General features: G+C 46.0%; 36 protein-coding genes. All 36 read left to right on the top strand.

Annotation, left to right across the window (positions count from 1 at the left end):
- Positions 1–73: 73 nt before the first annotated feature.
- The 36 genes from rpoC to rpsK all read left to right on the top strand — a co-directional run bounded on the left by rpoC (position 74) and on the right by rpsK (position 21,649).
- Positions 74–3,580, top strand: a complete 3,507-nt coding sequence (gene rpoC / locus ACZ5Q0_RS04685; protein ID WP_447182769.1) for a DNA-directed RNA polymerase subunit beta' — start codon at positions 74–76, stop codon at positions 3,578–3,580.
- 110 nt (positions 3,581–3,690) lie between these two features.
- Positions 3,691–3,939, top strand: a complete 249-nt coding sequence (locus ACZ5Q0_RS04680; RefSeq protein ID WP_446819116.1) for a ribosomal L7Ae/L30e/S12e/Gadd45 family protein — start codon at positions 3,691–3,693, stop codon at positions 3,937–3,939.
- A gap of 20 nt (positions 3,940–3,959) precedes the next feature.
- On the top strand, positions 3,960–4,337 hold the full coding sequence (gene rpsL / locus ACZ5Q0_RS04675; RefSeq protein ID WP_446819117.1) for a 30S ribosomal protein S12: 378 nt from the start codon (positions 3,960–3,962) through the stop codon (positions 4,335–4,337).
- Positions 4,338–4,351: 14 nt separating this feature from the next.
- Positions 4,352–4,822: a 30S ribosomal protein S7 gene (gene rpsG / locus ACZ5Q0_RS04670; protein ID WP_446819118.1), complete on the top strand. Its 471-nt coding sequence runs from the start codon at positions 4,352–4,354 to the stop codon at positions 4,820–4,822.
- A gap of 21 nt (positions 4,823–4,843) precedes the next feature.
- Positions 4,844–6,934, top strand: coding sequence for an elongation factor G (fusA, locus tag ACZ5Q0_RS04665; RefSeq protein ID WP_446819119.1), 2,091 nt, complete (start codon positions 4,844–4,846; stop codon positions 6,932–6,934).
- A gap of 33 nt (positions 6,935–6,967) precedes the next feature.
- Positions 6,968–8,173 carry an elongation factor Tu gene (tuf, locus tag ACZ5Q0_RS04660; RefSeq protein WP_446819120.1) on the top strand — a complete coding sequence of 402 codons (1,206 nt, stop codon included), beginning with the start codon at positions 6,968–6,970 and terminating at the stop codon, positions 8,171–8,173.
- Positions 8,160–8,303: a hypothetical protein gene (locus ACZ5Q0_RS04655; RefSeq protein ID WP_446819121.1), complete on the top strand. Its 144-nt coding sequence runs from the start codon at positions 8,160–8,162 to the stop codon at positions 8,301–8,303. Before tuf ends, ACZ5Q0_RS04655 begins: the two co-directional genes overlap by 14 nt.
- Positions 8,300–8,611 (top strand): 30S ribosomal protein S10, encoded by a 312-nt coding sequence (gene rpsJ / locus ACZ5Q0_RS04650; protein ID WP_446819122.1) that lies wholly within the window; start codon positions 8,300–8,302, stop codon positions 8,609–8,611. The genes ACZ5Q0_RS04655 and rpsJ overlap by 4 nt, the downstream gene beginning before the upstream one ends.
- A gap of 138 nt (positions 8,612–8,749) precedes the next feature.
- A complete protein-coding gene (rplC, locus tag ACZ5Q0_RS04645; protein ID WP_447182768.1) occupies positions 8,750–9,385 on the top strand; it encodes a 50S ribosomal protein L3 in 636 nt (211 codons plus the stop codon).
- Positions 9,386–9,409: 24 nt separating this feature from the next.
- Positions 9,410–10,033 (top strand): 50S ribosomal protein L4, encoded by a 624-nt coding sequence (gene rplD, locus ACZ5Q0_RS04640; RefSeq protein ID WP_447182767.1) that lies wholly within the window; start codon positions 9,410–9,412, stop codon positions 10,031–10,033.
- Positions 10,034–10,321, top strand: a complete 288-nt coding sequence (gene rplW / locus ACZ5Q0_RS04635) for a 50S ribosomal protein L23 (protein ID WP_446819125.1) — start codon at positions 10,034–10,036, stop codon at positions 10,319–10,321.
- Positions 10,322–10,359: 38 nt separating this feature from the next.
- Complete coding sequence (gene rplB / locus ACZ5Q0_RS04630; RefSeq protein WP_446819126.1) at positions 10,360–11,184, top strand: 50S ribosomal protein L2; 825 nt, start codon at positions 10,360–10,362, stop codon at positions 11,182–11,184.
- 13 nt (positions 11,185–11,197) lie between these two features.
- Complete coding sequence (gene rpsS, locus ACZ5Q0_RS04625; protein WP_447182766.1) at positions 11,198–11,482, top strand: 30S ribosomal protein S19; 285 nt, start codon at positions 11,198–11,200, stop codon at positions 11,480–11,482.
- Between the two features lie 15 nt (positions 11,483–11,497).
- On the top strand, positions 11,498–11,839 hold the full coding sequence (gene rplV / locus ACZ5Q0_RS04620; protein ID WP_446819128.1) for a 50S ribosomal protein L22: 342 nt from the start codon (positions 11,498–11,500) through the stop codon (positions 11,837–11,839).
- Positions 11,839–12,513 carry a 30S ribosomal protein S3 gene (gene rpsC, locus ACZ5Q0_RS04615; protein ID WP_447182765.1) on the top strand — a complete coding sequence of 225 codons (675 nt, stop codon included), beginning with the start codon at positions 11,839–11,841 and terminating at the stop codon, positions 12,511–12,513. The genes rplV and rpsC overlap by 1 nt, the downstream gene beginning before the upstream one ends.
- A complete protein-coding gene (rplP, locus tag ACZ5Q0_RS04610; RefSeq protein ID WP_446819130.1) occupies positions 12,513–12,947 on the top strand; it encodes a 50S ribosomal protein L16 in 435 nt (144 codons plus the stop codon). The genes rpsC and rplP overlap by 1 nt, the downstream gene beginning before the upstream one ends.
- Positions 12,937–13,137, top strand: a complete 201-nt coding sequence (rpmC, locus tag ACZ5Q0_RS04605; RefSeq protein WP_446819131.1) for a 50S ribosomal protein L29 — start codon at positions 12,937–12,939, stop codon at positions 13,135–13,137. Before rplP ends, rpmC begins: the two co-directional genes overlap by 11 nt.
- 74 nt (positions 13,138–13,211) lie before the next feature.
- Positions 13,212–13,424 carry a 30S ribosomal protein S17 gene (rpsQ, locus tag ACZ5Q0_RS04600; protein WP_464827288.1) on the top strand — a complete coding sequence of 71 codons (213 nt, stop codon included), beginning with the start codon at positions 13,212–13,214 and terminating at the stop codon, positions 13,422–13,424.
- A 29-nt stretch (positions 13,425–13,453) separates the two neighbouring features.
- Positions 13,454–13,822, top strand: coding sequence for a 50S ribosomal protein L14 (gene rplN / locus ACZ5Q0_RS04595; protein WP_446819133.1), 369 nt, complete (start codon positions 13,454–13,456; stop codon positions 13,820–13,822).
- A gap of 19 nt (positions 13,823–13,841) precedes the next feature.
- The gene (gene rplX / locus ACZ5Q0_RS04590) at positions 13,842–14,153 is read left to right on the top strand and encodes a 50S ribosomal protein L24 (protein WP_446819134.1); all 312 of its coding nucleotides are present in this window, start codon (positions 13,842–13,844) and stop codon (positions 14,151–14,153) included.
- Positions 14,154–14,183: 30 nt separating this feature from the next.
- On the top strand, positions 14,184–14,720 hold the full coding sequence (gene rplE, locus ACZ5Q0_RS04585; RefSeq protein WP_446819135.1) for a 50S ribosomal protein L5: 537 nt from the start codon (positions 14,184–14,186) through the stop codon (positions 14,718–14,720).
- 14 nt (positions 14,721–14,734) lie between these two features.
- The gene (locus tag ACZ5Q0_RS04580) at positions 14,735–14,920 is read left to right on the top strand and encodes a type Z 30S ribosomal protein S14 (protein ID WP_447182764.1); all 186 of its coding nucleotides are present in this window, start codon (positions 14,735–14,737) and stop codon (positions 14,918–14,920) included.
- A gap of 24 nt (positions 14,921–14,944) precedes the next feature.
- Entirely contained in the window at positions 14,945–15,343 is a 399-nt protein-coding gene (gene rpsH / locus ACZ5Q0_RS04575; protein ID WP_446819137.1) for a 30S ribosomal protein S8, read from the top strand.
- A gap of 20 nt (positions 15,344–15,363) precedes the next feature.
- Positions 15,364–15,903 carry a 50S ribosomal protein L6 gene (gene rplF / locus ACZ5Q0_RS04570; protein WP_447182763.1) on the top strand — a complete coding sequence of 180 codons (540 nt, stop codon included), beginning with the start codon at positions 15,364–15,366 and terminating at the stop codon, positions 15,901–15,903.
- 20 nt (positions 15,904–15,923) lie between these two features.
- On the top strand, positions 15,924–16,289 hold the full coding sequence (gene rplR / locus ACZ5Q0_RS04565) for a 50S ribosomal protein L18 (RefSeq protein WP_447182762.1): 366 nt from the start codon (positions 15,924–15,926) through the stop codon (positions 16,287–16,289).
- 29 nt (positions 16,290–16,318) lie between these two features.
- Entirely contained in the window at positions 16,319–16,822 is a 504-nt protein-coding gene (gene rpsE / locus ACZ5Q0_RS04560; protein ID WP_447182761.1) for a 30S ribosomal protein S5, read from the top strand.
- A 9-nt stretch (positions 16,823–16,831) separates the two neighbouring features.
- Positions 16,832–17,020 carry a 50S ribosomal protein L30 gene (rpmD, locus tag ACZ5Q0_RS04555; RefSeq protein WP_447182760.1) on the top strand — a complete coding sequence of 63 codons (189 nt, stop codon included), beginning with the start codon at positions 16,832–16,834 and terminating at the stop codon, positions 17,018–17,020.
- Positions 17,021–17,039: 19 nt separating this feature from the next.
- A complete protein-coding gene (gene rplO / locus ACZ5Q0_RS04550; protein ID WP_447182759.1) occupies positions 17,040–17,480 on the top strand; it encodes a 50S ribosomal protein L15 in 441 nt (146 codons plus the stop codon).
- A complete protein-coding gene (gene secY, locus ACZ5Q0_RS04545) occupies positions 17,480–18,745 on the top strand; it encodes a preprotein translocase subunit SecY (protein ID WP_447182758.1) in 1,266 nt (421 codons plus the stop codon). The genes rplO and secY overlap by 1 nt, the downstream gene beginning before the upstream one ends.
- 12 nt (positions 18,746–18,757) lie before the next feature.
- A complete protein-coding gene (locus ACZ5Q0_RS04540) occupies positions 18,758–19,405 on the top strand; it encodes an adenylate kinase (protein ID WP_446819144.1) in 648 nt (215 codons plus the stop codon).
- A 1-nt stretch (position 19,406) separates the two neighbouring features.
- A complete protein-coding gene (gene map, locus ACZ5Q0_RS04535) occupies positions 19,407–20,171 on the top strand; it encodes a type I methionyl aminopeptidase (RefSeq protein WP_446819145.1) in 765 nt (254 codons plus the stop codon).
- 5 nt (positions 20,172–20,176) lie between these two features.
- Complete coding sequence (locus ACZ5Q0_RS04530; protein ID WP_464827260.1) at positions 20,177–20,464, top strand: RNA-binding protein; 288 nt, start codon at positions 20,177–20,179, stop codon at positions 20,462–20,464.
- Between the two features lie 19 nt (positions 20,465–20,483).
- A complete protein-coding gene (gene infA, locus ACZ5Q0_RS04525) occupies positions 20,484–20,702 on the top strand; it encodes a translation initiation factor IF-1 (protein WP_446819147.1) in 219 nt (72 codons plus the stop codon).
- A 34-nt stretch (positions 20,703–20,736) separates the two neighbouring features.
- The gene (gene rpmJ, locus ACZ5Q0_RS04520) at positions 20,737–20,850 is read left to right on the top strand and encodes a 50S ribosomal protein L36 (protein WP_011641683.1); all 114 of its coding nucleotides are present in this window, start codon (positions 20,737–20,739) and stop codon (positions 20,848–20,850) included.
- Positions 20,851–20,866: 16 nt separating this feature from the next.
- Positions 20,867–21,235 (top strand): 30S ribosomal protein S13, encoded by a 369-nt coding sequence (gene rpsM / locus ACZ5Q0_RS04515; protein WP_446819148.1) that lies wholly within the window; start codon positions 20,867–20,869, stop codon positions 21,233–21,235.
- A gap of 21 nt (positions 21,236–21,256) precedes the next feature.
- Entirely contained in the window at positions 21,257–21,649 is a 393-nt protein-coding gene (gene rpsK / locus ACZ5Q0_RS04510) for a 30S ribosomal protein S11 (RefSeq protein WP_446819149.1), read from the top strand.
- Positions 21,650–21,658 lie beyond the last annotated feature (9 nt).

The following is a 21,658-nucleotide window of genomic DNA, read 5'->3' as shown; positions in this document are numbered from 1 at the left end:
ATCTGGATTAAGGATCTGGATAGCCTTTTTAACAAATCGCAGGAAAGCAATCTTCTGGAAGGGAGAGAATGAGTTGCTGGATGTGAACAATTTTGAACGGATTAAAATATCCCTGGCTTCCCCCGAACAGATTCGCTCCTGGAGCAGCGGAGAAGTTAAGAAACCAGAAACTATTAATTACCGAACCTTACGACCTGAAAAAGAAGGATTATTCTGTGAAAAAATATTCGGACCAGTAAAAGACTGGGAGTGTCATTGTGGTAAATATAAACGAGTACGCCATCGGGGTATAGTCTGTGATCGCTGTGGTGTAGAAGTAACTACTTCAAAAGTGCGGCGTGAACGCATGGGACATATTGAACTGGCTGCACCGGTATGCCATATTTGGTACCTGAAGGGTATCCCTAGCCGAATGGGTTTGCTTCTTGATATGTCTCCTAAGGTATTGGAAAAGGTAATTTATTTTGTTAACTATATAGTCATTAATCCCGGAGATACGCCATTATTGAAAAAACAGCTCTTAAATGAGCGTGAATACAGGGAAAACCGGGAACGCTATGGTGACGACTTTAAGGCAGGTATTGGGGCAGAAGCTATTAAAGTTCTGCTGGAAGAGATCGAATTGGAAAAGATGTCCGAAGAACTTAAAGAGGAAATAGCCCATACTTCCGGACAGAGGAAAAGTCGGGCTATTAAACGCTTAGAGGTTACCGAGGCTTTTCGCTTATCTAAAAATAAACCGGAATGGATGATTCTTGAGGCTCTGCCGGTAATTCCACCAGAATTACGGCCTATGGTACAACTAGACGGGGGGCGTTTTGCTACCTCTGATCTAAATGATTTGTATCGCCGGGTGATCAACCGGAATAACCGTTTAAAGCGACTTTTGGACCTGGGGGCACCCGATATTATTGTGCGTAATGAAAAGCGTATGTTACAAGAAGCAGTGGATGCACTGGTTGATAACGGACGTCGTGGACGCCCCGTTACTGGTCCCGGCAATCGTCCCCTAAAATCATTGAGTGATATGCTCAAGGGTAAACAAGGACGTTTCCGCCAGAATCTACTAGGGAAAAGGGTTGACTACTCCGGCCGTTCGGTTATCGTGGTGGGGCCCAAATTAATGATGCACCAGTGTGGATTGCCTAAAGAAATGGCCCTGGAACTTTTTAAACCCTTTGTCATGAAGAAACTGGTAGATCGCCAGATTGCCTCTAATATTAAAAGTGCTAAAAAGATGGTGGAACGAGGCCGGGAAGAGGTATGGGATATTCTGGAGGACGTTATTAAAGAACATCCGGTTCTCTTAAACCGTGCTCCAACCTTACATCGTTTAGGGATTCAGGCTTTTGAACCGGTTCTGGTTGAAGGCCGAGCTCTACAGTTACATCCTCTGGTATGTACCGCCTACAATGCTGACTTTGATGGAGACCAGATGGCTGTGCACGTACCGCTATCCGCTGAGGCGCAAACGGAAGCACGGCTTTTAATGTTAGCCAGTAACAACATATTAAATCCTAAGGACGGGAAACCGGTGGTTACCCCCACTCAGGATATGGTTATCGGCATTTACTACCTTACTTTTATGGGTGAGGATGACTGGAATAAGGAAAATCCCCACTCTTATACTAGTCCTGAAGAGGCTCAGATGGCCTATGAATTAGGGGTTATCACCCTGCATGAGAAAATAAGGGTGCTCATGAAAATACCAGTAAACATAGATGTTGAAATACAAACCGAAGAAAAGATAGTAGAAACTTCGGTGGGAAGAATTATCTTCAATGAAGTTATTCCAGACAGTTTGGGTTTTTACAATGAAGTTATTGATAAAAAGAAAATGGGTAATATTGTTTATGAGTGCTACCGCAATGAGGGTAATGCCGTTACTGCTAAAATGTTAGACGGGATCAAAAGACTGGGATATAAATTTAGTACTAAAGCAGGGATTACGGTAGGGGTAACTGATTTTGAGACTCCGGCCGCTAAACAGGTTATTCTTTCAGATGCGGATAAGTCGGTAGATGAAATAGAAGAAGATTTCCTGATGGGGCTTATCACCGAGGAAGAACGTCATGCCCAGGTAGTGGAAATCTGGAATCAGGCTACCGATGATGTGACCGATGCCCTAAGGGAAAGCCTGGATGAAGAAAACCCGGTATATATGATGGCTACTTCCGGGGCTCGTGGTAATTTCCAACAGATTCGCCAGTTAGCCGGGATGCGCGGCCTGATGGCTGACCCATCTGGTAAGATTATCGACTTACCTATTAAAGCTAACTTCCGTGAGGGTTTAACGGTTTTGGAGTATTTTATATCTACTCATGGAGCTCGTAAGGGATTAGCTGATACTGCCTTGAGGACAGCTGATTCCGGGTATCTGACCCGGCGTCTGGTAGATGTTTCCCAAGATGTTATCGTACGGGAAGATGACTGTGAATCGGCAGAGGGCATCTGGGTGGAAAAGATTACCGAAGGGTCCCAGCTTATTGAACCCTTAAACCAAAGAATCATTGGGCGGGTTTCCCTGGATACCATTACTCATCCTGAGACTGGCGAGGTATTGGTTAAAGAAAATCAGATGATTAATGATAAAACCGGTTTAGCAATTGAAAGAGCTGGGATCGAGCGGGTCAAGATTCGTAGTGTTCTCACTTGCAAAACCAAACATGGGGTATGCCGGCAATGCTATGGGCGTAACCTAGCCACTGGATATGATGTAGAAATAGGGGAAGCAGTCGGTACCCTGGCGGCACAGTCCATAGGCGAACCTGGTACCCAGTTAACCATGCGTACGTTCCACACCGGTGGAGTAGCTGGTGATGATATAACCCGTGGTCTCCCCAGGGTGGAAGAGCTGTTTGAAGTTAGGAAGCCCAAAGGCCAGGCCGTAGTTTCCGAAGCCAATGGGAAGGTCAGATTCGGGGAAAACAAGGGTCGGCGGGAGATTGAAGTTCTAGGTGATGATAATGAGGTATTAGGTGCCTATCCGGTTCATTATGGATCACGGCTGAAGGTACAGGAAGGTGATTATGTAGAAATCGGTGATGCCCTTACCGAAGGACCGCTTAATCCTCATGATATATTAAAAACGAAAGGATTACGGGATGTACAGCGCTACCTGCTGCAAGAGGTACAAAAAGTTTACCGGTCACAGGGTGTTGACATTAGTGACAAGCATATTGAGATTATGATTCGACAGATGCTTAAGAAAGTTAAGATAGAAGACTCGGGTGATACCTCCATGTTGCCGGGATCATTTGTAGATGTATCCGGCTTTGAGGAGGAGAACGAGGAATTCATCAGGCGGGGCAAGTTACCAGCAGTATGCTCGCCTATGTTACTGGGGATTACCAAGGCATCCCTTAATACCGAGTCATTCCTGTCAGCGGCCTCTTTCCAGGAGACTACCAAAGTGTTAACTGAGGCAGCTATAAAAGGAAAGGTCGATAATCTGATCGGTTTGAAGGAGAATGTAATTATCGGTAAACTGATTCCCGCCGGTACCGGATATGGAACTTACCGTGACATAACTTATACACCGGTAGAAGATGGGCAAACGGAGGCTGAGGCAGTCGAATAATAAAACATTTGACTGCCTTGTTCCCAGGTGCTAAAATGTTTAAGTGCGTGGCAAATAAGCTCGAAGTATGCTCTTTGGGCCGATTATTTGCCAGGAGGAGGGTATCACGCTTGCCGCTTAGTGAGTTAAAGGACCGTCCCAAAGTTATTGGGACCAAGCAGGTCAGAAAGGTACTTGCTAGAGGCCAGGCCAAAAAAGTTTATATTGCCAGAGATGCTGAACCACATATTGTGAGCCCCATCAGGGAACTATGCCACCAGCATAACATAGAAGTGGAGAATGTTGACAGCATGGAGAGCCTGGGGGAAGCTTGCGGTATTGATGTGGGCTCGGCTACTGTGGCTTTACTAAATGATTAAGCGGGGAAGGAGGTGCATGTATGCCGACAATCAATCAACTAATTAGAAAAGGACGCGAGAAGGAAGAGAGAAAATCCACCGCACCAGCTTTAAAGAACTGTCCTCAAAAGCGAGGGGTATGTACCCGCGTTTACACCACAACCCCGAAAAAACCAAACTCTGCCTTGCGTAAAATTGCCAGGGTGAGGTTAACTAATGGTATTGAGGTGACTGCTTATATTCCAGGTATAGGCCATAACCTGCAGGAACACTCTGTAGTTCTGATCAGAGGGGGCAGGGTTAAGGACTTACCAGGGGTAAGATATCATATTGTCCGGGGAACTCTGGATGCGGCAGGTGTACAAAACCGGCAGCAGAGTAGATCCAAATACGGTACTAAGAAAGCCAAGAAGAAGTAGGAGGGAGGCGCGATATGCCTAGAAAAGGGCCGGTTCCCAAACGCGATGTTCTGCCGGACCCCATCTACAACAGTAAGGTTTTTACCAAGCTGGTAAACCAGGTTATGTGGGATGGCAAAAAGAGCCTGGCAGAACAGATCTGCTATGGGGCATTTGAGATAGTTGAAAAGAAAATGGGCAAAGATGCCATGGAAGTTTTTGAACAGGCCATGAAAAATATCACCCCGATTGTTGAAGTCAAAGCCCGGCGCGTTGGGGGAGCTAATTATCAGGTTCCGGTTGAAGTGCGCGCGGACAGAAGGCAGACATTGGTGGTTCGTTGGCTGGCAGGATACGCCAGAAAACGTGGGGAAAAAACTATGGCTGAACGCCTGGCGGGTGAGATTATGGATGCCTACAACAGTTCTGGCGGAGCCGTTAAGAAAAAAGAGGATACTCATAAGATGGCAGAAGCCAACAAAGCATTCGCTCACTATCGCTGGTAAACAACTCGAGGAGTGCTTATATTGAGTGAGATAACCGATTTATCCAGGATCAGGAATATCGGTATAATGGCTCATATCGATGCCGGGAAGACAACAACTACCGAGAGGATTCTCTACTATACCGGCAGGGTACATCGCATCGGTGAGGTGGATAAAGGCACCGCCACCATGGATTGGATGAGCCAGGAACAGGAGCGGGGGATAACCATCACCTCAGCAGCTACTACCTGCCGGTGGAAGGATATTGTTATAAACATTATCGACACACCCGGCCATGTGGACTTTACGGTTGAGGTAGAACGGTCCTTGCGTATACTGGATGGAGCGATCGGTATCTTTTGTGGGGTGGCCGGGGTACAACCCCAGTCAGAAACCGTTTGGAGACAGGCTGATCGTTATAATATTCCTCGTATCGCCTACATTAATAAAATGGATAGGGTGGGAGCTGATTTTTTCCGGGCGGTTAAAATGATCAATGATAATTTGGGCAGCCAGGTAGTTGTTGTCCAGTTGCCCATCGGCGCAGAGGAATTCTTTAAAGGCGTCATCGATGTTATTGATCTTAAGGCCTATGTATATGATGATGAACTGGGTGAGACATATACCATCAGAGAGCTTGATCCGGAAGAGAGTGTTGAGACACTTAAATACCGGGAGATTTTGTTGGAGAAATTGGCCGAACAGGATGACTGTATTCTGGAAAAATACTTGGAAGGTCATACAATAACCTCTCAGGAGATTAAAGACTCTCTTCGGAGGTTAACCTTACAAAATCGTGTAGTTCCGGTCTTGTGTGGTTCTTCTTTTAAAAACAAGGGCGTGCAAATGCTGCTAGAGGCTGTGGCTGATTATCTCCCGTCGCCGCTGGATGTTCCAGCAATTAAAGGTATTGACCCGGTGACAAACCAGGAAGTACAGTGTAGGGCGGATAAGCAGGAACGGTTCTGCGCATTAGCTTTTAAGGTAGCAGTTGATCCATATGTGGGGAAGCTTACCTATTTTCGGATTTATTCCGGGACTTTAAAAGCAGGCTCGCAGGTATATAATAGCTGCAAAGCACGTAAAGAACGTATAACCAAGATCTTGAAAATGCATGCTAATCACAGGGAAGAGGTTGAGGAAGCTTTTGCCGGGGATATAGTGGCCGGAGTGGGACTAAAAGAAACTGTAACTGGTAATACCTTATGCAATGAAAATGCTCCAGTTATACTAGGGGATATCAAGTTCCCGGATCCGGTGGTTGATATAGCTATTGAACCAAAGACTAAGGCGGATCAGGATAAAATCGGCGAAAGTTTACGTCGCCTGGCAGAAGAGGATCCTACCTTTAAAATGCGGACCGATGAAGAGACTGGTCAGACCATTGTGTCAGGCATGGGTGAACTGCACTTGGAAATTATTATTGACCGGCTAATGAAAGAATTTAAGGTCAATGCTAACATTGGTAAGCCTCAGGTGGCTTATAAAGAGACGATAAAGAAACAGGTCCGGGCCGAGACTCGATTTGATAAACAAGCGGCTGGCCGAGGACAATATGCACATGTTATTTTAGAAGCAACCCCCCTGCCGGAGGGGAGCGGAAAGCGGTTTCAGAACAAGACCAGTGCAGAAACTATTCCCCGTGAATTTGTCCCGGCGGTAGAAGTGGGGGTCAAAGAGGCCCTACAGGCGGGGATTCTGGCCGGGTATCCCGTCGATGACGTGGAGGTTGCCCTGGTGGGCGGTTCGTTTCATGAAGTGGATTCTACTGAACTGGCTTTCAAGGTTGCAGCCAGTATGGGGGTTAAGGAACTGCTTAACAAAGCGGAAGCAGTGTTGTTGGAACCCATTATGGATATTGAAATCGTCACCCCGGAGGAATACCTTGGTGATGTGATATCCGACCTGAATTCCCGCCGGGGAAGAGTGATCGGGTTGGAAGAGAACCGGGATAGTAAAATTATCAAGGGCACCGTACCCCTGGCAGAAACCTTTGGTTATGCAACTAGCCTGAGGTCAGCCAGTCAGGGAAGAGCAAGTTTCTCCATGCATATTTGCAATTATGCGGAGGTTCCGGAATCCAGGAGTAAGGACATCATTGCCAGACGATATGGGTTGCCGGTGTCCAATTAAAACCAATTATCGAAAGGAAAGGTGAGAGGCAAAATGGCAAAGGCGAAATATGAGAGGACCAAACCTCATCTAAACATCGGGACGATCGGGCACGTGGACCATGGTAAGACAACCCTGACGGCAGCGATCACCCAGGTGTTGTCGAAAGCAGGCGGAGCGGTGGCCACATCCTATGATTCTATAGATAAGGCACCGGAAGAGAGAGAAAGAGGAATAACCATCAACACGTCTCACGTGGAATACGAAACTGAGACCAGACACTATGCCCACGTAGACTGCCCGGGTCATGCTGACTACATAAAGAACATGATCACTGGAGCAGCGCAGATGGATGGATCAATTCTGGTAGTGTCGGCAGCGGATGGTCCAATGCCCCAGACCAGAGAGCATATACTATTATCCCGTCAGGTAGGAGTACCGTATATTGTAGTATTTATGAACAAAGTAGACATGGTAGACGATGACGAGCTGTTAGAACTGGTAGAAATGGAGATCCGGGAACTGTTAAGCGAATATGAATTTCCTGGAGATGACATTCCGATAATTCAGGGATCAGCCTTAAAAGCCCTGGAATGTGGCTGTGGAAGTAATGAATGTCAGTGGTGTGGGAAAATCCAGGAGCTGATGGCAGCAGTAGATAGCTATGTACCACTACCGGAAAGAGCCACGGACAAGCCATTTTTAATGCCGGTTGAAGACGTATTCACCATAACCGGAAGAGGTACGGTAACGACGGGAAGAGTGGAAAGAGGAACCGTAAAAGTCGGAGATGAAGTAGAAATTATTGGACTGCGGGACGAGACCAGAAAGACAGTGTGCACCGGTGTAGAAATGTTCAGAAAGCTTTTAGACTATGCTGAAGCTGGTGACAACATTGGAACCCTGCTGCGTGGAGTAGACCGAAAAGAAGTAGAAAGAGGAATGGTTCTGGCCAAACCCGGCAGCATTAAACCGCATACTAATTTCTCAGCAGAAGTATATGTACTGACTAAGGAAGAAGGAGGCAGACATACCCCGTTCTTCCCAGGGTATCGTCCCCAGTTCTACTTCCGCACAACTGATGTTACTGGAGTTATCACCCTTCCTGAAGGAGTAGAAATGGTGATGCCCGGGGATAACATTCAGATGAAAATTGAGCTGATTACCCCCATCGCAATCGAAGAAGGACTTCGGTTTGCTATCCGTGAAGGAGGAAGAACTGTAGGAGCTGGTGTAGTTACTGCAGTTGTTAACAGTTAATAAACCGTTAAATTTAGCGGAAATGCCGGCAGGCAGCGAAGAATTAACCAGGTTAGTAAGTTCTTCGCTGCAAAACGCCCGGCAGCGTGTACGTAAAAAAGCCAGTCTTAAGGAGGTTAAACGCCAGTGAAAGGCCAGCAAAAGGTAAGGATAAGGCTAAAGGCATTTGATCACAAATTGCTTGATCAGTCTTCGCAAAAAATTGTGGATACAGTTAAGAAGAACGGAGCCAGCGTTTCCGGCCCCATTCCTCTACCTACGGAAAAAAATATTTATACAATTTTGCGCTCTCCACATGTTAATAAAGATTCCCGGGAGCAGTTCGAGATGAGGACCCATAAACGCCTTATCGACATACTGGACCCGAATCCTAAGACCATCGATGCTTTAATGCACCTGGATCTACCTTCAGGAGTAGACATCGAGATCAAACTGTAGTTGAGGGCCCGGTGCTGCAAGACCAGTGGGTTGCAAGAGGTCTAGAAGGCGGCGAAAAATCCGGATGATTAAGAAGTGATGTTGGATAACCCACTTCCAACCAATCGCAAAGAAATTCTCAACTAGGAGGTAATTTTGGTGACCAATCTTACTAAGGCAATTTTGGGAATAAAAGTTGGCATGACCCAAATTTATAACGAAAATGGAGTTGCTATTCCAGTTACTGTTGTGGAAGCAGGTCCATGTACTGTGTTACAAAAGAAAAAATCAGATAACGATGGGTATGATGCCATTCAGGTAGGCTTTTACAACCTGAAAGAAAAACATGCTAATAAACCTAAAAAAGGGCATTTTAAAAAAGCAAATATAAGGCCACTCCGTTATTTACGCGAGTTTAGAGTGGGAAATGTTGATGATTACGAAGTCGGGCAGGAGATTAATGTTGATATTTTCCAACCCGGAGATGTCATAGATGTAGTAGGGACTTCCAAAGGAAAGGGATATGCCGGATCTGTAAAAAGACACAACTTTGCCCGCGGATCTATGGGTCACGGTTCTAAGTACCATCGCGGTCCCGGAGCCCTGGCGGCCAAAGGACCGGCCCGGGTTTTTAAAGGAAGAAAACTGCCTGGCAGACTGGGAGGAGAAAGGGTCACTATTCAGGGCTTGCAGGTAGTAAAAGTCTATCCGGAAAAGAATTTAATTCTTATTAAAGGTTCAATTCCAGGGCCCAAAAAAGGTCTTGTTACCATAAAAAATTCAGTAAAAGCGTAACCAGGAGCAAAGGAGGTTAGGAAGATGCCTAAAGTTCCACTGTACAACATGGGTGGGGCCCAAATCGGTGAAATCGAACTGAAAGACACAGTGTTTGGAATAGAGCCCAATGAAGCAGTTCTTCATGAATTCATAAAGATGCAGCTGGCCAATAAGCGGGTGGGCACCGCTTCAACCAAGACTCGCGCCGAAGTTCGAGGCGGAGGCAGGAAACCTTGGAGACAAAAAGGTACCGGCCGGGCCAGGGTTGGTAGTTCGCGTAATCCGGTTTGGACCGGTGGCGGTGTAGCCTTTGGCCCCAGAACTAGAGACTATTCTTATCGGCTGCCCCGTAAGGTTAGAAGGCTAGCCATGAGATCGGCATTATCCAGGAAGGTCCTGGACCAGAATATTATTGTAGTTGATCAATTAGATTTCGAAGTACCAAAAACTAAAACAATGGTGCAAACTTTGGAATCGTTGAATACCAATAAGAAAACTCTGGTGGTCACTGCTGAAGCAGATGTAAACTTGGTAAAGTCAGCCCGCAATATTCCTGGCGTAAAAGCACTAAGGGCCGATTTCATTAATGTGTATGACCTTTTAAACTACGACACCCTGCTGATTACCCAGGATGCCGTAGCCAGGGTAGAGGAGGTATTCGCCTAAATGAAAGATTATAGAGACATTATCATTAAGCCGGTTATCACCGAAAAATCTATGAATTTGTTGGCGGATAATAAATACACTTTTATTGTTGATAAACGGGCTAATAAAACCGAAGTTAAGAAAGCTATCGAGGATATTTTCGATGTAAAGGTGGAAAAAGTCCACACTATGGTTGTTAAAGGTAAACCAAAGCGGATGGGGCGTTTCGAAGGTAAAACCCCTAATAGAAAGAAGGCAATCGTCACCCTTAAACCCGGCCAGAAGATCCGTATATTTGAAGGCATGTAATCGGGTGCTTTGCCAGGTGTTTTAAGGAGGGAAATTAAATGGCTATAAAAAAATACAGGCCTACCACACCCAGCAGACGGCATATGACGGTCATGAACTTTAACGAAATTACCAAGACCGAACCGGAAAAAAGCCTGACTGCGCCGCTTAAGAAAACTGGGGGCAGAAATGCCAAGGGACGCCTTACTGTAAGACACCGCGGCGGTGGGCATAAAAGACTCTACCGTCTGGTGGACTTTAAACGGGTTAAAGACAATGTTCCGGCTAAAGTGGTGGCTATTGAGTATGATCCGAATCGTTCGGCGAATATCGCCTTATTACATTATGTAGATGGGCACAAAGCTTACATTATTGCCCCGGCCAACCTAAAAGTAGGTGACATCATTGAATCGGGTCCGGAGGCAGATATTAAAACGGGTAATACTCTAGTTTTAAGAGATATACCAGTAGGTTCTTTGATTCATAATATTGAACTCAGACCTGGCAAGGGTGGGCAGTTGGTTCGCTCGGCCGGTGCAGTAGCCCAGCTAATGGCTAAAGAGGGTAATTATGCTCATGTAAGACTTCCTTCTGGAGAGGTTCGCCTGATTCACCTGACTTGTCGTGCTACGATAGGCCAGGTAGGCAATCTGGATCATGAAAACACGACCCTCGGTAAGGCTGGTCGTTCTCGCTGGTTAGGTATCAGACCAACCGTCAGAGGATCAGTCATGAACCCGTCTGACCATCCGCACGGTGGTGGTGAAGGTCGTGCTCCTATTGGGCGAAAATATCCTGTTTCTCCATGGGGCAAGATCGCTATAGGAGGCAAAACCCGGAAAAGAAAGCCGTCCGATAACATGATCGTTAGGAAACGGAAATAAAGGAGGTCTTTAAATGGCTCGCTCTCTTAAAAAAGGACCTTATTGCGAAGAGAAGCTGTTAAAAAGAGTTGAAGATATGAATGAATCCGGCCAAAAGAGGGTCGTCAAGACCTGGTCCCGCCGTTCAACCGTTATGCCGCAAATGGTGGGGCACACCATTGCAGTCCACGATGGACGCCGTCATGTACCGGTTTATATCACTGAAGATATGGTGGGAATGAAATTAGGTGAATTTGCACCTACCAGAACTTATCGGGGTCATGGCGGCAAATCTGAAAAAACCAGCCGGTTGAAGTAGAAAGGAGGATGGGACATGGAAGCTAGAGCAGTTGGCCGATACTTGAGAGTATCCCCGTTAAAAGCTCGCCAGGTAGCTGATCTGGTGCGGGGAAAGAACGTGGATGAAGCCATAGGAATCTTGCGCTATACCAACAAGAAATCCGCTCCCATCATCAGCAAGATTTTACAATCTGCTATTGCCAATGCCGAGCACAATTATGACATGGATGCCGATGAATTATATATTTCCGAATTATATGTGGATGAAGGGCCCAGTTTAAAAAGAATGCGGCCCCGAGCCTATGGAAGAGCGGATATCAGAAAGCACAGGACCAGCCATATAACGTTAGTGCTCAGGGAAAGGGAGGTTAAATAGTGGGTCAGAAGGTTCATCCAAAAGGATTTCGTATTGGAGTAATTAAGAGCTGGGATTCGAACTGGTTCGCTGATCGGGACTATACGAATCTGCTGCATGAAGATTATAAGGTGCGCCAGCATATAAAGAACCGTTTTTATATAGCCGGGATTTCCCGGGTGGAGTTACAGCGTACCGGTAACCGAATTAGAGTCACTATTCATACCGCTAAGCCCGGCATAGTTATTGGACGTGGTGGTAGTGAGGTGGAAAGCCTTAAAGCGGATTTAATTAAAATGACCGGTAAAAATGTGAGTGTAAACATCCAGGAGGTCAAAAAGCCGGAATTGGATGCCCAGATTGTAGCGGAAAACATTGCTCAGCAACTAGAGAGACGTGTTTCTTTCCGCCGGGCTATGAAACAAGGTGTAGGCCGCACCATGCGTGCAGGCGCCTTAGGGATCAAGGTGTCTATTTCCGGTCGACTGGGTGGAGCAGAAATAGCTCGTAATGAGTGGTATGCAGAGGGTAAGGTACCACTTCATACCCTGAGGGCAGACATCGACTACGGTTTTGCTGAAGCTAATACCACCTATGGAAAGATCGGTGTCAAGGTATGGATTAACCGGGGAGAAGTTATGCCGGAAGCCAAGAAAAGACCGAAACAGAAAGTAGTGGAGGAGGCTAATGAATAATGCTCACCCCGAAAAGAGTTAAATATAGAAAGCAACACCGCCCTAGTTTAGCGGGTAAAGCCAACAAGGGTAATACAATTACCTACGGCGATTACGGTTTGCAGGCTCTGGAACCAGCTTGGATAACTAACCGGCAGATTGAAGCGGCCCGTATCGCCATCAACCGTTATGTCAAAAGGGGTGGTAAACTGTGGATTAAGATTTTTCCTGATCGCCCATTGACAGTTAAGCCGGCTGAAACCCGTATGGGAAAAGGTAAAGGATCACCGGAACATTGGGTAGCGGTAGTTAAACCCGGCCGCGTCATGTTTGAGCTGGCCGGAGTTGATGAGGAAACAGCCCGCGAAGCAATGCGGTTAGCTGCGCACAAACTGCCAATCAAGTGCAAGTTTGTAAAAAGAGAAGAGATGGGTGGTGAGGTTAGTGAAAGCTAACAAGCTGAGAGAACTAACCGATGAGGAAATAATGCAGAAAGTTTCCGATTACAAAGAGGAGTTATTTAATTTAAGATTTCAACTGGCTACCGGACAACTCGACAACCCAATGAGAATCCGCGACGTCCGTAAGAATATCGCCCGTTGTAAGACTGTTCTTCGGCAGCGGGAACTCGCCCAGAGTAGGTAGGTAAAGGAGGTTTAAGGGTGGCTGAAAATCGCGGAAATAGAAAAGTAAGGATTGGTACAGTTACCAGCGACAAAATGGAAAAAACTATTACTGTTAGTGTGGAAACTGTAAAACAACATCCTCTTTATAAAAAGACTATTCGGACCAGCAAAAAGTATAAAGTCCATGATGAGAACAATGAAGCGAAGATCGGCGATGTCGTAAGAATTATGGAAACCCGTCCCCTTAGTAAGGATAAAAACTGGAGACTGGTAGAGATCATACGCAAAGCCAAGACATTGCAGTAAAACTGCAATCGGGAAAGGAGGTTACCACGGTGATCCAGCAGGAAACGTATCTTCAGGTCGGCGATAATACTGGCGCCAAAAAACTTCTCTGCATCAAAGTTTTAGGGGGATCACGCCGTAAATACGCCACGGTTGGCGACATTATCACTGCCTCCGTAAAAGAAGCCCAGCCCGGTGGAGTAGTGAAAAAAGGCGATGTGGTTAAAGCGGTAGTGGTGCGGACTAAAAAGGAAATCCGCCGTCCTGATGGTTCATATATTTCATTTTCAGAGAATGCTGCCGTTATTATAGATGACAACAAGAATCCGAAAGGAACCCGTATTTTTGGGCCGGTTGCCCGGGAATTAAGGGAAAAGAATTTCATGAAAATTATATCCCTAGCTCCAGAAGTCCTTTAGTCGATGGAGGTGTAAGTTGATGCATATCAAAAAAGGCGACATTGTCCTGGTAACAACAGGCAAGGACGCCGGTAAGAAAGGTAAAGTTCTGCGGGTAGTTCCCAAGGATAAACGGGTAGTAGTAGAAGGTGTTAATCGGGTTAAAAGACATCAGAAACCCAGCCGTGCTATTCCCCAAGGTGGAATACTTAAGATGGAAGCACCCTTAAATGCTTCCAACGTAATGGTAGTATGTGGGAAATGCAATAAACCTACCCGAGTGGGACATAAATTACTCAACAATGATGAAAAAGTGAGAATATGTAAGAACTGCGGAGAGGTTCTTGACTAAACTCCAAGAAGGGAGGCAAGCTGGCATAAGATGGCAACATTACAAGAACACTATAAGAGTGAGATAGTGCCCAAATTAATGGACAAGTATAAATATAAAAATGTCATGGAAGTGCCCAAAGTTGAACGGGTCGTGCTTAACATCGGCGTCGGAGAGGCCGTTCAAAACCCCAAGGCGTTAGATGGTGCAGTTAATGATTTAACTATTATCTCTGGACAAAAGCCGGTTATAAATCGCGCTAAGAAATCCATAGCCGGATTTAAGCTCCGGGAAGGTATGGCTATCGGCTGCAAGGTTACCCTGCGTGGCCAGCGGATGTATGATTTTTTAGAACGTTTGATTAATCTGGCTCTTCCCCGTGTACGTGACTTCCGGGGTGTATCGCCGGATGCTTTTGACGGACGTGGTAATTACTCGCTGGGCATAAAGGAACAAACCATTTTCCCTGAAATTGAGTACGATAAAATTGATAAGATTCGGGGAATGGAAGTGGTTATAGTAACCACGGCTAAGACTGACGAGGAAGCTAGAGATCTATTGAAGAACATGGGTATGCCATTTAGATAAGGAGGTTGAATTTCGTGGCCAAAAAAGCGATGATCGCCAGGCAGCAGGGCACAGCTAAATATAAAGTACGTGAGTATAATCGTTGTAAAATATGTGGAAGACCCCGTGCATACATGCGTAAATTTGGTATGTGCCGTATCTGCTTCAGAGAATTGGCCCACAAGGGTGAGCTTCCGGGCGTCACAAAATCAAGCTGGTAGTTGTCAGGCAAAGGAGGTATAACTATGGTCATGACTGATCCCGTAGCCGATTTTTTGACCCGGATCAGAAACGGCAATATGGTCATGCACGAAACCGTTGAGGTACCCAGCTCCAAACTAAAAATGGGGATTGCGGAGATTATGAAAGAGGAAGGGTACATCAAGGATTATGAATATATAGAAGATGGTAAACAGGGGATTATTAGAATTTACCTTAAGTATGGCCCTAATAAAGAAAAGGTCATTACCGGTATTAAAAGGATCAGCAAACCAGGTTTAAGGGTATACGTTAAAAAGGACGAAGTCCCCAGAGTCCTTGGCGGCCTGGGAACTGCAGTTATCTCTACATCCAGGGGCTTGATGACTGATAAGGCAGCCAGAAAGAACGGCCTGGGTGGAGAAGTAGTTTGTTATATCTGGTAGCTGAAGGAGAGGTGTAGACAGTGTCTAGAATCGGGAAAAAACCCATCACGCTACCCAAAGGCGTTGAAGTTTCCATAGATGGCAATCTGGTAACTGTTAAAGGCCCTAAAGGGGTTTTAAGCCAGGAAATTCCTGCTTCCATCAGTATTGCTCAGGAGGGGGATAGCCTGAATTTGCAGAGGGCCTCGGATAGTAAACAGGACCGGTCTTACCACGGCTTATCTCGTGCCTTGGTGGCCAATATGGTACAAGGTGTAAGCCAGGGCTTTGAGCGGAAATTAGAATTGGTGGGTGTCGGATATCGTGCTCAGATGCAGGGCAAAAAGCTGGTAATCAGCATTGGGTTCTCTCATCCGGTCGAATTGGATCCACCGGAAGGCATTGAATTTGAGGTACCTGCGGCCACCAAAATTACCATCAAAGGTATTGATAAACAATTGGTCGGTAACACTGCCGCCCATATTCGTGCCATCCGCAAACCTGAACCTTATAAGGGTAAAGGTATTAAGTATGAGAACGAAGTTGTACGTCGCAAGGCTGGTAAAGCCGGCGCTAAATAATTAGGAAGGGAGTGACTGCGTTGATCAAGAAAAAGAGCAAGAAAGAACTGAGACAGGTAAAGCACAGAAGGGTGCGGCGCAAGATCTCGGGAACAGCTGAAAAACCCCGTTTATGCGTATATAAGAGCCTGAATCATATATATGTTCAGATAATTGATGATGAACAGGGCCAGACGCTGGTAGCGGCTTCAACCCTGGACAAGGATTTAAAAGAACTCCCTTCCAGGACAAATATCAATGCAGCCAGAGAGGTTGGAACCCTGGTGGCTGAAAAGGCCAAAGCTAAAGGTATCACATCAGTGGTTTTTGATCGTAATGGCTACAAATACCATGGTTGTGTAGCAGCACTGGCTGATGCTGTACGAGAGCAAGGGCTTGAATTCTAAGGGATATTCTGTAAGCTAGGAGGGAAACGATGTTTGAGAAGGAACAGGCCGGCCCGGAATTAATTGAAAAAGTTGTTAATATCCGCAGGGTTGCCAAAGTTGTTAAGGGTGGCCGTAGATTTAGCTTCAGCGCTCTGGTAGTGGTCGGAGACGGCCAGGGTAGAGTAGGCACCGGCAAGGGAAAAGCGGCTGAAGTTCCGGAAGCCATTCGTAAAGCTATAGAAAACGCTAAAAAGAACATGTTGCAGATTCCATTGATTGAGGAAAGGACTATACCCCATCCGATCATTGGACGGTTCGGAGCTGGTGAGGTGCTTTTAAAACCTGCTTCAGCTGGTACCGGGGTTATAGCAGGCGGTCCGGTGCGTGCAGTACTGGAAGCAGCAGGCATTAAAGATATTCTGACTAAATCACTGGGTTCTGCCAATTCTAACAATATGGTACATGCCACAATGGAAGGACTACGGAACCTTAAAAGGGCTGAAGATGTAGCCCGGCAACGCGGTAAAACCATTGATGAAATCATGGGCTAGGGAGGGATCATGGTGGCCAAACAGTTAAAGATAACCTGGAGTAAGAGTTTTATTGGCTGTCCCGAAACCCAGCGTAAGACTATACGCAGTCTGGGATTCCGGAAGATGCAACAAACATTACTCAAGGAAGATACTCCCCAGCTCCGGGGACAGCTTAATAAAGTTAGTCATCTAGTTACAGTGGAAGAAATAGACTGATCATTAGGGAGGTTATGCTGTGAAACTAGGAGAGTTAAAAGCTCCTGCCGGCGCCAATAAGCGTGCCAAGCGAGTCGGCCGGGGACCGGGTTCCGGACATGGAAAGACATCTACCCGGGGGCATAAGGGTCAGAAGGCTCGTTCAGGTGGCGGCGTTAGACCCGGATTTGAAGGCGGACAGATGCCGTTACAGCGCCGGCTTCCCAAACGGGGCTTTACGAACATATTCAAAAAGGAATATGCCATTGTAAATATCAAGGATTTAAACGGGTTCGATGATGGCAGTGAGGTTACCATCGAGATGCTCCAGAATGCCGGATTAGTAGACAAAGTCAAGGATGGAGTAAAGATTTTGGGCACTGGAGAATTGGAAAAACAGCTCACGGTTAAAGCCCACAAATTTAGTAAGCAGGCAGAAGAAAAGATTGCTGCCAGAGGTGGCAAAGCTGAGGTGATCTAATGCTCAACTCATTTCAACAGGCTCTTAAGGTGGGTGATCTAAGAACTAAGCTACTATTTACATTAGGTATGTTGCTGGTTTTTAGAGTGGGGGCGCATATTCCTGTGCCCGGGATTAATCCTGAGGCTATTCAGCAGATGCTGACTGGTCAATTGTTCGGTTTTTTTGATATCATATCCGGTGGTGCTTTTAAGCGCTTTAGTATATTCGCAATGAGCATAACACCGTATATCAATGCATCGATCATTATGCAGTTGCTTAAAGTAATAATTCCCCGACTAGATGAGTTATCCAAGGAAGGGGAAGAAGGCCGGAAAGTTTTGGCTCAGTATGTCCGGTATGGAACGGTATTTTTAGCTTTTATTCAGGCCATAGGCATGTCAGTAGCTCTAGGACGGAATGGCGCAGTGTCCAGTCCTGGATGGGGCACTTACCTGATTATTGCTATATCACTTACTGCTGGCACTGCTTTCTTGATGTGGATCGGGGAAGTTATTACCGAAAAAGGTATAGGCAATGGAATTTCGCTGATTATCTTTGGTGGTATCGTATCCCGGCTCCCCAGTCAGATTCATGGTGTTTCTCAGGAACTGGCCGGAGGAATTATTGGCTATTTCAATATATTCCTGTTTATTGTCCTGGCATTAGCTATTATTGCAGCTATTGTAGCCGTAAATGAAGGACAAAGGCGCTTACCGGTTCAATATGCCAAGCGAGTTGTAGGTCGTCGGCTTTATGGTGGTCAGAGTACTTTCTTACCCCTTAAAGTTAATGCTGCCGGAGTTATTCCTATCATTTTTGCCATGTCATTGATGATGTTTCCGGCTACCATTGGTTCTTGGATGAACCCGGCCTCGAAGTTTAATCAGTTTCTTAACACCTACTTTCACTTTGGAAGTATTGCCTATAACTTGATCTACGCTGTTTTAATTGTATTCTTTACCTATTTCTATGTGGCGATTATTTTTAATCCCATGGATGTAGCCGAGAATATAAAAAAATACGGTGGATTTGTACCGGGTATAAGACCGGGTAGACCTACCGCCGAGTACATTGACCGGGTGCTATCCAGGTTGACCCTGGCAGGAGGATTTTTTCTGGCTATGATTGCTATCCTGCCTAATATAATTATTGGGTTAACTGGTATCACTAGTTTATGGTTCGGAGGTACCGCTCTCCTGATCGTGGTCGGCGTAGCTCTGGATACGATGAAGCAGATTGAATCTCACTTGTTATTACGCAGTTACGAAGGTTTTGTAAAATAGGAGATGGTACTGGTGAATATTATTATCATGGGCCCTCCCGGGGCTGGTAAAGGTACGCAGGCTGATTTTATAAAAGCTGCTTTTCCTATCCCCCATATCTCTACTGGAGATATGTTTCGCGAGGCAGTGGCCAATGGTACTGAACTTGGAAAAGAAGCCAAGAAATATATGGATGGGGGACAACTGGTTCCCGATGAAGTTACTATTGGTATAGTCAAAGAGAGATTAGCCCAGCCAGACTGTAAGGAAGGCTTTTTACTAGATGGTTTTCCAAGAACTACAGTCCAGGCAGAAGCCCTCGCCCAGGTATTGGCGGATATGGGCCGTAAGGTAGAGGCTGCTATTAATGTGGCGGTACCTGATGAGGTCTTGATCGAACGTATTACCGGTCGGGTCAGTTGTTCCAATTGCAAGACCGTCTACCACACCAAGTTTAAGCCTCCTGCCCAGGCGGGGAAATGCGATAAATGCGGGGGAGAACTGGTGCAGCGTAGCGATGACACCGGTGAGACCGTTCGTAAAAGATTAGTAGTATATGCTGCTCAAACTAAACCGTTGCTGGAGTATTACGAGAAACAGGGTGTACTTCACGACATTAATGGCAACCGGGATACCAGGGAGGTATTTGCGGATATCAAGAGGTTACTGGAGAATCTATAAGATGATTATTATAAAAACCCCAGAAGAGATTGCCAAGATGAGGGTTTCCGGGCAGACAGTAGCCCAGGTCCTGACCATACTGGAAAATAACATTCGACCGGGAATTACTACTAGAGAGCTGAATGCCATTGCTGAAGAAGAATGCCGTAAGCGAAATGCGATACCGGTTTTTAAAAACTATCCTAATTCCTTTGGCGGCCGGCCTTTCCCTGGTGCTATTTGTGCATCGGTGAATGATGAAGTAGTTCATGGTATCCCTGGTAACCGGGTGTTAAAAGAAGGAGATATTATCAGCATCGATTTCGGGGTACTATTAGATGGATTTGCCGGGGATTCAGCCATTACCGTGCCGGTAGGAGAGGTTTCCCCACAGGTTGCTAATCTAATTAAAGTGACTGAAGAATCATTGATGAGGGGTATTGAACAAGCCAGACCTGGTAACCGTCTGGGAAAAGTATCTCATGCAGTACAGGTTTATGCGGAAAAGCATGGGCTGTCTGTAGTAAGAGAGTTTGTGGGGCATGGGATTGGTCGCAATATGCACGAGGATCCACCGGTGCCAAATTATGGCCGGGCTGATCGGGGGCCGGTGCTTAAACCAGGTATGGTATTAGCGATAGAACCGATGCTCAATATGGGTACACCTAAGGTCCTTACTAAAATGGACGATTGGACGGTAGTTACTCAGGATGGCCTTTATTCGGCGCATTTTGAACATACCGTGGCAATAACCGACAGGGGACCTGAGATCCTTACCTTGAGGTAGTGGGGGTGACCGGCAGATTGGACACATTATTAGGCAAAGTGGTCATCTCAAAATCCGGTCGTGATCGAGGCAGAATGTTTGTAGTGGTTAAGGTAGTAAATGATCGTTTTGTCATGATTGCCGACGGTGACCTGAGGAAGATCGAGAATCCCAAGTTAAAAAATATCAGGCACCTAGTGGTGACGCGAACAATGGCGGAAGATGTTTTCACATACCTGGCCAAAGGGGAAATACCTGGTGATCACGTTATTAAAAAGAGCCTAAAGAAAATTCGAGAGGCCAGAGAAATTTGATGGGAAGGGGGTCTGGTAAATGGCTAAGGATGATGTAATCGAGGTGGAAGGAACCGTTTTGGAACCACTACCGAATGCCATGTTCAATGTGGAGTTGGCGAATGGCCATAAGGTTCTCGCCCATATTTCTGGCAAAATGCGTATGAATTTTATCAGGATATTACCCGGCGACCGGGTTATGGTGGAATTATCACCCTACGATTTGAATCGTGGCAGGATCATATACCGTTTCAAATAGAGCACCCTCATGCAATCTTAAGGAGGTATATATTTTGAAGGTCAAACCATCAGTCAAACCGATTTGTGAAAAATGTAAGATTATTAAACGCAAAGGAAAAGTTATGGTTATTTGCGAGAATCCTAAGCATAAACAGGTACAGGGTTAACGGGAGGTGAGCAGATTTGGCGAGAATAGCTGGTGTTGATTTACCGCGGGAAAAGCGGGTAGAAATATCTTTAACCTATATATACGGTATCGGCCGACGTGCTGCCCAGAAAATATTGGCTGAAGCAGGTATAAATCCGGATACCAGGGTGAAAGATTTAACCGAAGAAGAAGTTGCCAAATTAAGGGATATTATTGAAAAGACATATACCGTAGAGGGCGATTTGCGCCGCCAGGTAAGTATGGACATCAAGAGATTGATGGATGTCGGATGTTACCGCGGACTTCGCCATCGCCGTGGTCTGCCGGTGCGTGGGCAAAAAACTAAGACTAATGCGCGTACCCGTAAAGGACCAAAGCGGACGGCTGGCGGGAAGAAAAAATAGCGGTAAAGGGGGTTTAACCAGGTGGCAAGAAGAACAACGACAAGGGTAAAAAAACGGGAAAGAAAAAATATTGATCAGGGAATTGCCCATATAAAATCAACCTTTAACAATACCATCATTGCCATTACCGATAGACATGGTAATGCCATTTCCTGGTCCAGTGCTGGTTCGATAGGATTTAAGGGATCCAGAAAAAGCACACCATTTGCAGCCCAGCAGGCAGCCGAAGCAGCTGCACGTGCTGCTATGGAACACGGACTAAAAGAAGTTGAATGTTATGTAAAAGGACCGGGTGCTGGTCGAGAAGCAGCAATTCGTTCACTACAGGCGGCGGGACTGGAAGTTAGTGTAATTAAAGACGTAACTCCGATACCGCATAATGGTTGCAGACCGCCGAAAAGAAGAAGGGTTTAAGGAGGTAGT

This window comes from Syntrophomonas erecta subsp. sporosyntropha, from assembly GCF_055395365.1.
This window is presented reverse-complemented; position numbering and strand designations above follow the sequence as displayed.

Bases quoted from the DNA above. Each gene is read 5' to 3' on its own strand.
- rplW (WP_446819125.1), top strand. From the start codon at position 10,034: ATGAAAGATTATAGAGACATTATCATTAAGCCGGTTATCACCGAAAAA.
- rplB (WP_446819126.1), top strand. From the start codon at position 10,360: ATGGCTATAAAAAAATACAGGCCTACCACACCCAGCAGACGGCATATG.
- infA (WP_446819147.1), top strand. From the start codon at position 20,484: ATGGCTAAGGATGATGTAATCGAGGTGGAAGGAACCGTTTTGGAACCA.
- rpsH (WP_446819137.1), top strand. From the start codon at position 14,945: ATGGTCATGACTGATCCCGTAGCCGATTTTTTGACCCGGATCAGAAAC.
- rplE (WP_446819135.1), top strand. From the start codon at position 14,184: ATGGCAACATTACAAGAACACTATAAGAGTGAGATAGTGCCCAAATTA.
- rpsS (WP_447182766.1), top strand. From the start codon at position 11,198: ATGGCTCGCTCTCTTAAAAAAGGACCTTATTGCGAAGAGAAGCTGTTA.
- rplD (WP_447182767.1), top strand. From the start codon at position 9,410: ATGCCTAAAGTTCCACTGTACAACATGGGTGGGGCCCAAATCGGTGAA.
- rpsL (WP_446819117.1), top strand. From the start codon at position 3,960: ATGCCGACAATCAATCAACTAATTAGAAAAGGACGCGAGAAGGAAGAG.
- rplX (WP_446819134.1), top strand. From the start codon at position 13,842: ATGCATATCAAAAAAGGCGACATTGTCCTGGTAACAACAGGCAAGGAC.
- tuf (WP_446819120.1), top strand. From the start codon at position 6,968: ATGGCAAAGGCGAAATATGAGAGGACCAAACCTCATCTAAACATCGGG.
- rpsE (WP_447182761.1), top strand. From the start codon at position 16,319: ATGTTTGAGAAGGAACAGGCCGGCCCGGAATTAATTGAAAAAGTTGTT.
- rpmD (WP_447182760.1), top strand. From the start codon at position 16,832: ATGGTGGCCAAACAGTTAAAGATAACCTGGAGTAAGAGTTTTATTGGC.
- rpsQ (WP_464827288.1), top strand. From the start codon at position 13,212: ATGGAAAAAACTATTACTGTTAGTGTGGAAACTGTAAAACAACATCCT.
- map (WP_446819145.1), top strand. From the start codon at position 19,407: ATGATTATTATAAAAACCCCAGAAGAGATTGCCAAGATGAGGGTTTCC.
- rplP (WP_446819130.1), top strand. From the start codon at position 12,513: ATGCTCACCCCGAAAAGAGTTAAATATAGAAAGCAACACCGCCCTAGT.
- secY (WP_447182758.1), top strand. From the start codon at position 17,480: ATGCTCAACTCATTTCAACAGGCTCTTAAGGTGGGTGATCTAAGAACT.
- rpsG (WP_446819118.1), top strand. From the start codon at position 4,352: ATGCCTAGAAAAGGGCCGGTTCCCAAACGCGATGTTCTGCCGGACCCC.
- rplV (WP_446819128.1), top strand. From the start codon at position 11,498: ATGGAAGCTAGAGCAGTTGGCCGATACTTGAGAGTATCCCCGTTAAAA.